A 13,797-nucleotide genomic window follows, 5' to 3' on the forward strand; every position below is an offset into this window, starting at 1 on the left:
TTGTGCCTCACGTAACCTTGGAAGACTCCCGTGTGCGTTGTTGTGCCTGAGGCTGGGATTGCGCCCAGTTTTCCGGCAAGTTGATGTAGTCCACCAACTCTCGTAACCGGCCATGGTCACGGGCGTTGAAGGCGAAGGCCAGTCGAGCCAGATGGCTGAACTGTGCTTCATCATGTTCTTCGCCGCTGTAGGCATGCTGGTGGAAATGATCACTCAGGCACAGGTCCGCAAACGACTCTTGCATGTGTTCGAGTGCCCGGTCATTCAGTTTGTGGTTCATGCGGATCAGGAACTGATGCTTGAGCCAGCGGCTGGAATGGAAGTTGCTGTAGAACTTGTTGATGTGTTCTACAGCGTCCTCGGCGCTGTAGACCAGATTCACCAGTTTCATGTCCGTGGGCAAAATGTAGCGATTTTCTTCCAGTTGTTCGCGAATGAAGTCCAGTGCCCCTTGCCAGAACTTGCCGCCCGGTGAGTCCAGCAACACCACCGGTACCAGTGGGCTTTTACCGGTCTGGATCAGTGTCAGCACTTCCAGCGCTTCATCCAGGGTGCCGAAACCGCCAGGGCACAGCACCAGTGCGTCGGCCTCCTTGACGAAGAACAGCTTGCGGGTGAAGAAAAAGTGGAACGGCAGCAGGTTGGTTGTGCCGTTGACGGTGGGATTGGCGTGTTGTTCGAAGGGCAGGGTGATGTTGAAGCCCAGGCTGTGTGCCAGGCCAGCACCCTCGTGAGCCGCAGCCATGATGCCGCCACCGGCACCGGTGATCACCATCATGTCCGAGCGTGCCAGCGCGCCACCCAGCTCTCGGGCCATTGCGTACAGCGGGTGTTCTATCGGGGTGCGGGCGGAGCCGAACACCGTGACCTTGCGTCGGCCCTTGAACTGTTCCAGCACACGGAATGCGTGCTCCAGTTCACGCAGGGCTTGCAAGGTGATCTTGGCATTCCAGCGGTTGTGGTCTTCCTGGGCCATGCGCAGCACGGTCAGGATCATGTCGCGGTAAATAGGGATATTCGGGCTGTTGGGTGAAACCAGGTTGAGTTGCTCTTCGACCTTGCTGATGAGGTCGTGGCCGCTTTCTTCGAAATGACGGCTCAGGAGGTCATTCGGTTGGTAAGGCATTCAACTTCTCCTTCTGCACAGAACCCTCGGCCTCGACAAAACAAGCGTCGACGCCACGACACTCCTGTGTCGCTGCCTGCCCAAGCCCATGCCTGGGCGATCCACTCGACCCGAATGGTCATCGGGTCATCCAAACAGGCTCTGTTTTTCCCTTGGATGAAAGAAACGTTCGCACAACGCAATACATAACGGGCGGCCCCTTTCCAGCCCTGAACAAGTGAATATGGATACCTTGAAATCTAGACCCTGATGGTGATTTGCGCTGCTTTGATCATTGCGCCGCAAAGTCTTTCCTGGCAACCGCTTATTGACGATTTGCAAAGTGCTTTCACCGCTCGTCTGAAGGCGCGCCGCTTGTCCTGCACTCTGATTTACTAAGTTACAGGTGTCACACGACAACTTCGCGTCAACGGCAGGGCGCACGGTACAGGCGGTAGAAGGATTTATCGCTCAACAAGAGCGAGGTGCAAGGAGGCGGGATTGATGGCCAGAGTCATTCTGGAAATAGAGATCGATACGCAACTGTATCGATTACTGAAGTCATCGGCCGAGACTAATCATTTGAGTCTCGAGGAGGAGTGCTGCCGACGGCTGGAGGGGGCGGAGCGGCGTTCGCGATACTTGCAGGCATTGTTGGCAGATCTGCGCGCCGAGGATGAACAGCGGCGCGCCAAGTCCAAATAGTTACTTCTTCTTCACAGGTGCGGCTTTCGGGCAATCCGATTCCTGGAAGCTTGCCGAGCCCACCGCGCGATTGGTCTTCACCTCGGTGAAGTCGTAACGCATGATCGCACCCTTCTTCATCAGCTTGCGGTAACCCTCGTTTCTGCACACGGAGGCGCCAAGCTGGAAATACACCGCCTTCGGATCAGCTCGCATCTTGTTGGCATGGCTGCTTTGCACGCTCAAGTGGTTGATCAGCGTATTGCCTTCGACGGTGTAGCCCTGGTCAAGAATGTCTTCGTTGATCGCCCGTGGCGTGCCGACGCTGCTTTGTGCGGCGACGTTGCGCAGCTCTCTATTCAGATTCTGCTCACTCAAGGACGCAGCCTGAGCGTTGAAGGACGACGCCAGCAGAATGGCAGCGGTGGGAACGATAAGGCGCAGCATGAAACTCTCCTGGTTCAGTGACTGGTGGTTCGACCAGCCACATGACTGTGCGTTCAGTGGCGGCGAATTATAGGGGAGCCCGTCTGGACGGTACAGGCTTGCGCCGGGGGCTCTGGTAAACTGACGGTCTTTATTGCCCTGAGTGCTATTTGTGTCGAGTTCCTCTGTCTGCCGGTCTTGCCCGCAATGATCCATGCCCCCAACGCCGTCGCCCGCCTGCGCGATCAGCGCGAAGATGAAGGCATCAAGCCGATTCAGGCCCGAGGCTGGCGCGCAACCCGTTGCCGAGCCTGCCGTGTGATCGAGAGCCATTGCCTGTGCGCCTGGCGCCCACGGGTCGATACCCGCTCGGGGGTATGCCTGATCATGACCAGCAAGGAAGTGTTCAAACCCAGCAACACCGGCTGGCTGATCGCTGACGTGGTGCGCGACAACCACGCGTTCATCTGGTCGCGGACCGACGTCGATCCGCAGTTGCTGGCGCTGTTGTCCGATCCGCAATGGCAGCCTTATCTGGTGTTTCCGGGGGAGTATGTCGAGCCCGAGCGGGTGACCCACAGTGTCGCGGTGGATAGCGCCAGGCGACCGCTGTTCATTCTGTTGGACGCAACCTGGACCGAAGCCCGTAAGATATTCCGCAAAAGCCCTTACTTCGACGGATTGCCGATTCTTAGCCTGCTGCCCGAAAAACTCTCGCGCTACCAATTGCGTCGATCGACCCGCAGCGAACACCTGTGCACCGCTGAAGTGGCGGCGTTATGCCTGGACTTGGCGGGCGATACGCAGGCAGCATCGGCATTGGACGCTTATTTCGATGTGTTCAGTCAACATTACCTCGATGCCAAACGACAACTTGAAATGAACGTGGAAACACCGGCACATGCCGAGCTGCTGCCATTTGTGCAGAACACCTCGCCTGTCATGGGCTGATTGTCGCCCATACTGCAAAAGACTGTACTGGCCATCCGGCTTGACCACCCCGACTTCGCTGGGCATGCTTGGCGCCGATTAGGGCGCGGCCGAAGTTTGATACGCCGCTTTTTACGTGATTGGCGTTGAACGTGCCCTGTTGGTGCAGCTGCCTGGCTGTGCCTGGAGTTGTTTCGGCGATACCCGAATATGTCGGGTACCCCATAAAAAACAGGATCATTTGAAAAATGGCCACATACGAAATCCTGATAGCCGATGACCATCCGCTTTTTCGCTCCGCCTTGCATCAAGCGTTGACCCTCGGGCTAGGCCCGGATGTCCGTTTGGTGGAAGTGGCGAGTATTGCCGAACTGGAAGGCCGCCTGACTGAAAAGGCCGACTGGGATCTGGTGCTACTGGATCTGAATATGCCGGGGGCGTACGGTTTTTCCGGACTGGTGCTGTTGCGTGGTCAATACCCGCAGATTCCGGTCGTGATGGTGTCGGCCCAGGAAGAAGCCTCGGTGATGGTCAAGTCCCGTGAGTTCGGTGCCAGTGGTTTTATTCCAAAGTCCAGCGACCTTGGCGTGATCCAGAAAGCCGTGCGTGCCGTACTCGAAGGTGATGTGTACTGGCCACCGCAAGCGTTCGAAGCGGTCAGTGTTTCCGATGAGGCCAAAGCGGCCAGCGAAGGCCTTGCCAGTCTGACACCGCAGCAGTTCCGGGTGTTGACCATGGTCTGCGAAGGTTTGCTGAACAAGCAGATTGCTTATGAACTGGGTGTTTCTGAAGCGACCATCAAGGCCCACGTGACGGCGATTTTCCGTAAACTGAACGTGCGAACCCGAACCCAGGCTGCGTTGCTCCTGCAACAACTTGAGTCAATTTCAAGCCACTAAGGGTTGCCATCTTCACGCTTTTTTGACTTTGGTTAATCTAGCTTTCTCATTCCTTTTTTGGTCAGTTGCCTACTCTATGTCCCCTTTCAAAGGCCAGACCGGCCTGAAACGCATCCTCAATGCCTCGGGCTATTCCTTCGACGGCCTGCGCGCAGCTTTCACCGGCGAAGCAGCTTTCCGGCAGCTGGTTTTGCTCAACGTCATCCTGATTCCGCTGTCGTTCTTCCTGAACGTCAGTCGCGTCGAGCAGGCGCTGCTGATTGCAGTCTGCCTGCTGGCCTTGATTGTCGAGTTGCTCAACTCGGCAGTGGAAGCGGCGATCGACCGCATTTCCCTTGAGCGGCACCCGCTGTCGAAGAACGCCAAGGACATGGGCAGCGCCGCGCAACTGGTGGCGTTGACCATGATCGCGCTGGTGTGGGCCGTGATTCTTCTTTAAGCGATTGTCGGCAGTACGATTTCGTCGCTGCGCTGGACCCCGGCAGTGAAAGCGCGGCACAGGTCGAGGAATTCGCGCATCGCCGACGTCTGGTACTTCTGCTTGTGCCAGATGAAGTAGAACTGGCGGGCCAGGTCCAGGTCCGGCGTCTCTACCGGCACCAGGCTGCCGCGACGGAACGCGTCCCGTAGCGCCAGCCGCGAGATACAGCCAATTCCCAGGCCGGACTCCACCGCGCGCTTGATCGCTTCGGTGTGCTCCAGCTCCAGGCGAATGTTCAGCGCGCGATGGTGATGACGCATGGCCTGATCGAATGTCAGCCGTGTCCCCGAGCCTTGTTCGCGCAGAATCCAGGCTTCATGGCTCAATTCGTCCATGGTCGCGGTGCCGCGTTGCGCCAGCGGATGCTGCGGCGCGCAAAACACCACCAGTTCATCTTCGACCCAGCTCTGCACTTCGATGTCCGGGTGGCTGCAATCGCCTTCGATCAGACCCAGGTCAATTTCGTAGTGGGCAACTTGTTGCACGATATTGGCAGTGTTCTGTACATGGAGCTTCACCTGGCTTTCGGGGTGGCGCTGCATGAAACCGCCGATCAACAGGGTGGCCAGGTAATTGCCGATGGTCAGGGTCGCGCCTACCGCCAAGGAGCCGAAACCGGACTTGCCGTTGAGCAAGTCTTCGATTTCCTTGGCCTGGTCCAGCATCGCCACCGCTTGCGGCAGCAACTGTTTGCCGAGGGCGTTGAGGCTCAGCCGTTTACCGGCGCGGTCGAACAGCTGGCAGCTGGACTGGCGCTCCAGTTCGGTGATCGAGGTGCTCGCCGCCGATTGCGACAGGTTGAGCAGGCCCGCGGCACGGGACACGCTTTCCTGCTGGGCGACGGCGACAAAAACTTGAAGTTGACGGAGAGTAAATCGCATATCGATATAACCGATAACCCTTATCTTAATAATCCATTTAACAGATATTGTCACTGCTATTAGAATGCGATGCAATTGCGCGCCGCTCACAGAATGCGGAGCATGCGCCGACAATCTCCAGGAGTCCCCGTACATGAGCAACATGAACCACGAGCGTGTCCTCAGTGTTCATCACTGGAACGACACTCTGTTCAGCTTCAAGTGCACCCGAGATCCGGGCCTGCGCTTCGAGAACGGTCAGTTCGTGATGATCGGCCTGCAACAACCCAATGGCCGCCCGCTTATGCGCGCTTACTCGATTGCCAGCCCGAACTGGGAAGAGCATCTCGAGTTCTTCAGCATCAAGGTGCCTGATGGTCCGCTGACTTCCCAGTTGCAACATCTGAAGGAAGGTGACGAGATCATCATCAGCAAGAAGCCTACCGGCACGCTGGTGCTGGACGACTTGAAGCCTGGCAAACATTTGTACCTGCTCAGTACCGGTACCGGTCTGGCGCCGTTCATGAGCGTCATCCAGGATCCGGAAACCTATGAGCGTTTCGAAAAAGTGATCCTGTGCCACGGCGTGCGTTACGTCAACGAAGTCGCGTACCGCGAGTTCATCACCGAGCACCTGCCGCAGAATGAGTTCTTCGGCGAGGCCCTTCGTGACAAGTTGATCTACTACCCGACCGTGACCCGTGAACCGTTTGAGAACGAAGGTCGCCTGACCGACCTGATGCGCAGTGGCAAGCTGTTCAGCGACATCGGTCTGCCGCCGATCAACCCGCAGGACGACCGCGCCATGCTGTGCGGCAGCCCGAGCATGCTCGACGAGACCAGCGAAGTGCTGAACAGCTTCGGCCTGAAAGTCTCGCCGCGGATGCGCGAGCCGGGTGATTACCTGATCGAGCGTGCGTTCGTCGAGAAGTAACAATCCCGTTCGACTGCTTTTGCTTTATCTGTGGGAGCGAGCCTGCTCGCGAAGAGGATGTACCGGTCAGCCTTGATGTTGACTGACACACCCCTTTGGCGAGCAGGCTCGCTCCCACAGTTGCTTCTGGCGACTACACCTTTGCGGGAATGACTTCGAGCACCCGGATCATCTCTGGTGTCGGATAATGCCAACGCACATCCAGGTCCCAGAATTGCGCGCCATATTCCCGCTCCGGCGCGGGCGTCTGGTACGCCGGGCGTGGATCCTGCGCCAAACATTGCTCAATCAACTCAATCAGCGGCTCTGCAAGGCGTTGTGCGTGCCTGTGAGCCTGTTCCAGGGCACTGTCCGTCCACTGCACGGGAATCAGGTGTGGCGCGGCGCTGGCGATGCTGTTGGAGGCGGTATCGATGATATCGGCGTAAGGCACGTAGGGCTTGATGTCGAGAATCGGCGTGCCATCCAGTAGGTCGATACCGGAAATCCACAAGCGATTGGCTTCAACTTTGTCCAGTTTGACCACGGACTGGCCAATGCCGTTGGGGCGGTGGGTGGCGCGGGTGGCGAATACGCCCATGGATTTATTACCACCGAGGCGAGGCGGACGGACTTTCAGTCGTGGCTTTTCTTCCAGCGCCTGATGAAACAGGAACAGCAGCCAGACATGGCTCACCTGTTCCAGGCCTTGCACCGCATCGCCCTGATCGAAGGGTGCCACCAGTTCCAGAACACCACGCGCGGCCGGGGCCAGTTGCGGTTGACGCGGGATGGCGAACTTCTCCTTGAAACAGGAGCGCACAAAGCCGATAGGGGAAACGCTGTAGGTCATGGTTGGCGGTCGGGGCGGGGGAAAGGAGGGCATGATAACCCGATCGACCTGAATTCAGTGGTGCCTGTGCTGGCCCCTTCGCGAGCAGGTATTGTGAGCACAGTAGATTCCTGTGGGAGCGAGCCTGCTCGCGAAGGCCGCGCCACCGATCTAGAGGCTGAACCCACCATCCAGCGGAATAATATTCCCGGTCATGTACGCCCCGGCCGTACTCGCCAGGCTGATCGCCAGCGCTGCCATTTCTTCTTCCCGACCCCAACGCTTCATCGGTATCAACGCCGTATCTTCTGCCAGTGCCTGTTCATCATTGCCGATGTGTTGCGTCATCTTGCTCGGAAAGCGCCCCGGCGCGATCACGTTGACATTGATGTGCTGGGTCACCAGTTCTCGCGCCAGAATCCGCGACAGTTGATGCAGGGCCGCTTTGCTCGGTCCGTAGGCATAGGCTTGTTCACCGAAAGATGAAATGCCCGCCACTGACCCGATGTTGATGACCCGCGCCGGATTCGCCGGTGAGCCGGCTTTGCGCAGTAGCGGCAGGAATTGCTGGATACAGTTGAATACTGACGTCACGTTGAGCTGCATGACCTTTTCCCAGCCCTTGATCGGATAGCTCTCCAATGGCGCGCCCCAGGTGGTCCCGGCGTTATTGACCAGAATGTCGAGATGGGTGAGCTGTTCGCCCAGGCGCGTGGCCAATTGCAGTACACCTTCTTCGGTGGCCAGATTGGCCGCCACACCATGGCAACGTCCAAATGCACGGAGTTCGTCTGCCGTTTGCTGGCAGGCTTCGGCATCTCGGGCGCAGACGTACACGGTGGCGCCTGCCTCGACATAGGCCTTGGCGATCATTTTGCCGATACCGCGGGTGCCGCCGGTCACCAGAGCGGTGCGGCCTTGCAGGGAAAAGTAGGGATGCATGGCGAATCCTGAGGGCTGAGGGTCTTTACACCCTAGTCGTCAGTCGCCGTAAGCGGAGCCACTATTTTTGCGCGGAATGGGGGGCCATTCGGCCCAGCTGCAAGTTACAAGCTACAAGCGGGACACCGTCTACTGCGGCTTGTAGCTTGCAACTGCTTTACGCTCTTACTCGAAGAGTAAGCCCCTTGAGGAAGTTGCGCAGCAACTGGTCGCCGCACGGGCGATAGTTGGTGTGGCCGAACTTGCGGAACAGGGCGCTCAGCTCAGGCTTGGACACCGGGAACTCGGCGGCCTTGAGGATCGCGTGCATGTCGTCTTCCTTCAGTTCGAAGGCCACGCGCAGTTTTTTCAGGATGATGTTGTTGGTCACCGGCACTTCGATCGGCTGTGGTGGACGGCTTTCGTCCTTGCCACGCTTGAAGATCACCAGGCCGTCGAGGAAGTGCGCCATGACTTCGTCCGGGCAGCGTACGAAACCTTCCTCGTCTTCTTCTTTCTTGTCGAGGTACGTCACCAGGTCTTGCAGGCTGACGTCCATGCCACCGAGCTTGATGATCTCGATGACTTTCTTGTCGCTGATGTCGAGCATGTAGCGCACGCTGCGCAATACGTCGTTATGAATCATGTGTGCAGTCCTGATATTCAGCTGTGGGCGTCGCGACCGGGCGCGGCGCCATAATGTGTGGCGGCGTGAAAAGTCTTAGAACTTCTCTTTGCCGGACAGGTAGCGCCATTGCCCCAGAGGTACTTTGCCGATGGACACGCCGCCGATTCGAATGCGGCGGATGGCCACGACCTTCAGGCCCACAGCCTGGCAGAACAGGGCGATCACCCCCGGTTGCGGGTTTTTCATGGCGAAGCGCAGGCGGTTTTCGTTCTGCCAGCTGGCTTTGACCGGCGGTAGTTCCTTGCCCTTGTAGGTCAGGCCGTGCTGCAAACGGTTCAGGCCATGCTCGGCCATGTCGCCTTCGACCTCGACCACGTATTCCTGCTCGATCTTGTTCGCATCGGCCGTGAGCTTGCGCAGGATCTTCCAGTCCTGGGTGAACACCAGCAAACCACTGGCATTGGCTTGCAGGTCGGTGCTGGCGGTCAGGCGCTGGAAGTGGCCCTTGAGCGGGCGTTTGCCGTAGCGGTGTTCTTCGCTCAAGGTCTCGGCGCTGAGGGTTGCCATGGCGCTGTCCGCGTCCATGCCGGCGGGCACGTTGAGCAGGATGGTCACCGGTTCCGGTGCGGTCGCCTTGGCGTCCTTGTCGAGTTCGACTTTCTGGGTGCCGACCTTGAACTGCGGCTCGTCGATGACTTCACCGTCGACGGTGACCCAGCCACCCTCGATGAACAACTCAGCCTCCCGACGGGAGCAACCGACGAGTTCGATGAGGCGTTTGGAAAGTCGAATCGGGTCAGTCATGACAGGGCCGTAACAAAAATGGGGGGAGCATTGTACCTGCCTGGCGCCGGTTAAGCCCGGTTCCATTTCAGTGTGGCTGCTTTTTGTGGGAGCGAGCTGGCTCCGGGCGGCGCTCCCACATTTGTTCCGGTTTGTGTCAGCCATTGCGCGACAGCTGGTGAGCCTGGCGAAACCGCATATGCAACAACGGATACGGCTGCCCCATGCCATCGACTTCCGAGCGGCCGATCACCTCGAACCCCTGTTTGAAATAAAAGCCCAGGGCTTGCGGGTTTTGTTCGTTGACGTCCAGTTCATCGGCATTCAGGTGTTCCATTGCATAGCGCAACAACTGCTTGCCCAGGCCCTGGCCGCGATGTGCGGGGTCGATGAAGAGCATTTCGATCTTGCCCGCCGCGACGCCGGCGAAGCCGGTTATGCGCTGATGCGAGTCCTTGGTGCAGATCAGCATCACCGCATCGAGGTAGCGGGTCAGCACCAGATTCTTCAGCAGTTCGATGTAGCTGTCCGGCAGGAAGTCATGGGTGGCGCGCACCGACGCTTCCCAGACCTGCGTCAGTTCTTCGTAGTCGCTCAGTTTCGGTGTATGGATGACCGAATGTTGGCGCATGCCCGCCTGCCCCTTGTGTTGTTAGAGAGGAGAATCCGTTCCACACAAAACGATAGCCGTAAAAAAGCCCCGCATCTCGTCAAGAGAGCGGGGCTTTTGATATTTTTTGCGCTTAGATCTGTTCGGCCCAGAGGTCGTATTCGTCGGCGTCGGTCACCTTGCACCAGACTTTGTCACCCGGCTTGAGATTGCTTCCGTTATCGATGAACACGTTGCCGTCGATTTCCGGGGCATCGAAGAAGCAGCGGCCGACCGCGCCTTGCTCGTCGACTTCATCGACCAGTACTTCGATTTCACGGCCGATGCGCATTTGCAGGCGCGCAGAGCTGATGGCCTGCTGGTGCGCCATGAAGCGCTCCCAACGGTCTTGCTTGACGTCATCCGGCACCACGTCCAGATCCAGATCGTTGGCAGGAGCGCCTTCGACCGGCGAGTACTGGAAGCAGCCGACGCGGTCGAGCTGGGCTTCGGTCAACCAGTTCAGCAGGTACTGGAAGTCCTCTTCGGTTTCGCCAGGGAAGCCGACGATGAAGGTCGAGCGGATGATCAGGTCCGGGCAGATTTCGCGCCAGTTCTTGATGCGCGCCAGGGTCTTGTCTTCGAACGCCGGGCGCTTCATCGACTTCAGCACTTTCGGGCTGGCGTGCTGGAACGGGATGTCCAGGTACGGCAGGATCTTTCCGGCGGCCATCAGCGGAATCAACTCGTCGACGTGCGGATACGGGTAAACATAGTGCAGGCGAACCCAGACGCCGAGGGTGCTCAGGGCTTCGCAGAGTTCGGTCATGCGGGTTTTCACCGGCGCGCCGTTCCAGAAACCGGTGCGGTATTTCACGTCTACGCCGTAGGCGCTGGTGTCCTGGGAGATCACCAAGAGCTCCTTGACGCCGGACTTGACCAGGCGCTGGGCCTCGTCGAGTACATCACCCACTGGACGGCTGACCAGTTTGCCGCGCATCGACGGGATGATGCAGAAACTGCAGCTGTGGTTGCAGCCCTCGGAAATCTTCAGGTAGGCGTAGTGACGCGGGGTCAGCTTGATCCCTTGTGGCGGCACCAGGTCGATCAACGGGTTGTGATCCTGCCTCGGTGGCACCACTTCGTGCACGGCATTGACCACTTGCTCGTACTGCTGCGGGCCGGTGACGGCCAGCACGCTCGGATGCACGTTACGGATATTGCCTTCTTCGACACCCATGCAGCCGGTCACGATGACCTTGCCATTTTCCTTGATGGCCTCGCCAATCACTTCCAGGGATTCCGCCTTGGCCGAATCGATGAAGCCGCAGGTGTTGACCACCACGACATCGGCGTCCTGATAGGTGGACACGACGTCATAACCTTCCATACGCAGCTGGGTGAGGATGCGCTCGGAGTCGACCAGTGCTTTCGGGCAACCCAGGGATACGAAGCCAACCTTTGGATTGGCTGGCGCAGGAGTGGTGGACATGTCTAACCTCGGTATTTTGTGACGCCGCTTGCCGGACTGGGCAAAACCGACGGATGGGCGCTTGAACTGCGCCTCTGATCAAAAAGTGCGCAATTCTAGCGATGCGACGTTCACTTGACCAGCTTTATGCAGGGAAATGCGACGAGTGCTGCGCTATGCTTCGCGCCGTTGAGCTTTACAGATTTTTTACAGTCAAGAAAACGTCTGTAACAACAAGTAAAACAGCGCATGCTGCACTACAAAGCATAGTGCTCCGTTCGAAGAAGCTGGTCTGGGAATCAGGAGTGTTGGATGGGTCAGGCAAGTAGTCACGCGGTCGGTGCCGGGCATTCGGCGGCGAAGCCGATCGGCATGCTGGTCGCGGCGGTCGGGGTGGTTTATGGCGACATCGGTACGAGCCCGCTGTACACCCTCAAAGAAGTGTTCTCCGGCGACTATGGCGTGCCGGTCAATCATGACGGCGTGTTGGGTATTCTGGCGTTGATCTTCTGGTCGCTGATCTGGGTCGTTTCAATCAAGTACATGATGTTTGTGCTGCGCGCCGACAACCAGGGCGAAGGCGGGATCATGGCCTTGACCGCGCTGGCGCGGCGGGCGGCGGCGGGGCACGCCAAGTTGCGTACCTTGCTGGTGGTCTGCGGGCTGATCGGCGCGGCACTGTTTTATGGCGACAGCATGATCACCCCGGCGATTTCCGTGCTGTCGGCCATTGAAGGCTTGGGGCTTGCATTCGAGGGTATCGACCACTGGGTGGTGCCGCTGTCACTGGTGGTGCTGGTCGCGCTGTTTCTGATTCAGCGCCACGGCACCGCGCGCATTGGCATTCTGTTCGGCCCCATCATGGTCACCTGGTTCGTGGTGCTGGGAGCGCTGGGTGTCCATGGCATCCTCCAGCACCCGGAAGTGTTGCAAGCGGTGAATCCGGTATGGGGTGTGCGCTTTTTCATCGTACACCCGGGCATGGGCGTGGCGATCCTCGGCGCGGTGGTCCTGGCATTGACCGGTGCCGAAGCGCTGTACGCTGACATGGGTCACTTCGGCCGTAAGCCGATCGCCCGTGCCTGGTTCATTCTCGTGCTGCCGGCGCTGGTGCTGAACTACTTCGGCCAGGGCGCGTTGCTGCTTGGCGATCCTGAGGCTGCGCGCAACCCGTTCTATCTGTTGGCGCCCAGCTGGGCGTTGATTCCGCTGGTAGGCTTGTCCACCCTGGCCACGGTGATTGCCTCCCAGGCGGTGATTTCCGGTGCGTTCTCCCTGACCCGACAGGCCATCCAGCTCGGTTACATTCCACGCATGCACATCCAGCACACCTCCAGCGCCGAGCAAGGCCAGATCTACATCGGTGCGGTGAACTGGGCATTGATGGTCGGCGTGATTCTGCTGGTGATCGGTTTCGAATCCTCCGGTGCCCTGGCTTCGGCCTATGGCGTAGCGGTGACGGGCACGATGCTGATGACCACCATTTTGGTGTCGGCCGTGATCCTGCTGTTGTGGAAGTGGCCGCCTGTGTTCGCGGTACCGTTGCTGCTCGGCTTCCTGTTGGTCGATGGTCTTTACTTTGCCGCCAACGTGCCGAAAATCATCCAGGGCGGGGCATTTCCGGTGATTGCCGGTTTCGCCTTGTTCGTGCTGATGACCACCTGGAAACGCGGTAAGCAGTTGCTGGTGGAGCGGATTGACGAGGGTGGGCTGCCGCTGCCGATTTTCATCAGCAGTATTGCCGTGCAACCGCCGCATCGCGTGCAGGGCACGGCGGTGTTCCTTACCGCGCGACCGGACGCCGTGCCCCACGCGCTGCTGCACAACCTGTTGCACAACCAGGTGCTGCATGAGCAAGTGGTGCTGCTGACGGTGGTGTACGAAGACATCCCGCGAGTGCCGGTAAACCGGCGCTTCGAGGTCGAATCCCACGGCGAGGGTTTCTACCGGGTGATTCTGCATTTCGGCTTCACGGATGAGCCGGATGTGCCGCAGGCGCTGAAACTGTGTCCTCTCGATGAACTGGATTTCAGCCCGATGCGCACCACGTACTTCCTCAGCCGCGAGACGGTCATCGCCTCCAAACTCGAAGGCATGTCCCGCTGGCGCGAGGCGCTGTTCGCGTTCATGTTGCAGAACGCCAACGGCAACCTGCGCTTCTTCAATCTGCCGCTGAATCGGGTGATTGAGCTGGGGACGCAGGTGGAGATGTAGTCCTGCGTCATCAAAAGCCCCCGCAACCAATGGCTGTGGGGGCTTTTTTGCGTCAGAGGCT

The 13,797-nt window shown here is 58.7% G+C and carries 15 protein-coding genes; 6 read left to right on the forward strand and 9 right to left on the reverse strand.

The window, feature by feature from the left end:
* Window positions 1-7: 7 nt before the first annotated feature.
* Window positions 8-1,126, reverse strand: a complete 1,119-nt coding sequence (locus AC07ZE_RS07025; RefSeq protein WP_207262714.1) for an LOG family protein — start codon at window positions 1,124-1,126, stop codon at window positions 8-10.
* Window positions 1,127-1,609: 483 nt separating this feature from the next.
* Here AC07ZE_RS07025 and AC07ZE_RS07030 point away from each other — a divergent pair, with 483 nt between their 5' ends.
* Window positions 1,610-1,810, forward strand: a complete 201-nt coding sequence (locus AC07ZE_RS07030) for a hypothetical protein (protein ID WP_095197042.1) — start codon at window positions 1,610-1,612, stop codon at window positions 1,808-1,810.
* On the opposite strand, the gene AC07ZE_RS07035 is transcribed toward AC07ZE_RS07030, so the two are convergent.
* A complete protein-coding gene (locus AC07ZE_RS07035; RefSeq protein WP_095197041.1) occupies window positions 1,811-2,236 on the reverse strand; it encodes a PA3611 family quorum-sensing-regulated virulence factor in 426 nt (141 codons plus the stop codon).
* 186 nt (window positions 2,237-2,422) lie between these two features.
* On the opposite strand from AC07ZE_RS07035, the gene AC07ZE_RS07040 reads away from it, so the two are divergent.
* The 3 genes from AC07ZE_RS07040 to AC07ZE_RS07050 all read left to right on the forward strand — a co-directional run bounded on the left by AC07ZE_RS07040 (window position 2,423) and on the right by AC07ZE_RS07050 (window position 4,483).
* Window positions 2,423-3,166: a tRNA-uridine aminocarboxypropyltransferase gene (locus tag AC07ZE_RS07040; protein ID WP_207262716.1), complete on the forward strand. Its 744-nt coding sequence runs from the start codon at window positions 2,423-2,425 to the stop codon at window positions 3,164-3,166.
* A 227-nt stretch (window positions 3,167-3,393) separates the two neighbouring features.
* Window positions 3,394-4,044 (forward strand): response regulator transcription factor ErdR, encoded by a 651-nt coding sequence (gene erdR, locus AC07ZE_RS07045; RefSeq protein ID WP_207262718.1) that lies wholly within the window; start codon window positions 3,394-3,396, stop codon window positions 4,042-4,044.
* Between the two features lie 76 nt (window positions 4,045-4,120).
* On the forward strand, window positions 4,121-4,483 hold the full coding sequence (locus AC07ZE_RS07050; protein ID WP_095197038.1) for a diacylglycerol kinase: 363 nt from the start codon (window positions 4,121-4,123) through the stop codon (window positions 4,481-4,483).
* Here AC07ZE_RS07050 and AC07ZE_RS07055 read toward each other — a convergent pair.
* Window positions 4,480-5,406 carry a LysR family transcriptional regulator gene (locus AC07ZE_RS07055; RefSeq protein WP_095197037.1) on the reverse strand — a complete coding sequence of 309 codons (927 nt, stop codon included), beginning with the start codon at window positions 5,404-5,406 and terminating at the stop codon, window positions 4,480-4,482. The genes AC07ZE_RS07050 and AC07ZE_RS07055 overlap by 4 nt on opposite strands.
* Window positions 5,407-5,539: 133 nt before the next feature.
* On the opposite strand from AC07ZE_RS07055, the gene fpr reads away from it, so the two are divergent.
* On the forward strand, window positions 5,540-6,319 hold the full coding sequence (gene fpr, locus AC07ZE_RS07060; RefSeq protein WP_003443014.1) for a ferredoxin-NADP reductase: 780 nt from the start codon (window positions 5,540-5,542) through the stop codon (window positions 6,317-6,319).
* A gap of 133 nt (window positions 6,320-6,452) precedes the next feature.
* Here fpr and tsaA read toward each other — a convergent pair whose 3' ends face one another.
* The 6 genes from tsaA to rimO all read right to left on the reverse strand — a co-directional run bounded on the left by tsaA (window position 6,453) and on the right by rimO (window position 11,543).
* Complete coding sequence (gene tsaA, locus AC07ZE_RS07065; protein WP_207262720.1) at window positions 6,453-7,151, reverse strand: tRNA (N6-threonylcarbamoyladenosine(37)-N6)-methyltransferase TrmO; 699 nt, start codon at window positions 7,149-7,151, stop codon at window positions 6,453-6,455.
* A 150-nt stretch (window positions 7,152-7,301) separates the two neighbouring features.
* Window positions 7,302-8,072, reverse strand: a complete 771-nt coding sequence (locus AC07ZE_RS07070) for an SDR family oxidoreductase (protein ID WP_137808016.1) — start codon at window positions 8,070-8,072, stop codon at window positions 7,302-7,304.
* Window positions 8,073-8,229: 157 nt separating this feature from the next.
* A complete protein-coding gene (locus tag AC07ZE_RS07075) occupies window positions 8,230-8,697 on the reverse strand; it encodes a YehS family protein (RefSeq protein WP_207262722.1) in 468 nt (155 codons plus the stop codon).
* Window positions 8,698-8,772: 75 nt separating this feature from the next.
* Entirely contained in the window at window positions 8,773-9,483 is a 711-nt protein-coding gene (locus AC07ZE_RS07080; protein WP_207262731.1) for an rRNA pseudouridine synthase, read from the reverse strand.
* Between the two features lie 136 nt (window positions 9,484-9,619).
* Window positions 9,620-10,093: a GNAT family N-acetyltransferase gene (locus tag AC07ZE_RS07085; RefSeq protein WP_137808013.1), complete on the reverse strand. Its 474-nt coding sequence runs from the start codon at window positions 10,091-10,093 to the stop codon at window positions 9,620-9,622.
* A 112-nt stretch (window positions 10,094-10,205) separates the two neighbouring features.
* A complete protein-coding gene (gene rimO, locus AC07ZE_RS07090; RefSeq protein WP_150769726.1) occupies window positions 10,206-11,543 on the reverse strand; it encodes a 30S ribosomal protein S12 methylthiotransferase RimO in 1,338 nt (445 codons plus the stop codon).
* A gap of 291 nt (window positions 11,544-11,834) precedes the next feature.
* Between rimO and AC07ZE_RS07095 the strand changes: the two genes are divergently transcribed.
* Window positions 11,835-13,736 (forward strand): potassium transporter Kup, encoded by a 1,902-nt coding sequence (locus tag AC07ZE_RS07095; RefSeq protein ID WP_207262733.1) that lies wholly within the window; start codon window positions 11,835-11,837, stop codon window positions 13,734-13,736.
* Window positions 13,737-13,797 lie beyond the last annotated feature (61 nt).

The sequence above is a fragment of the Pseudomonas sp. GW101-3H06 genome (genome assembly GCF_059424605.1).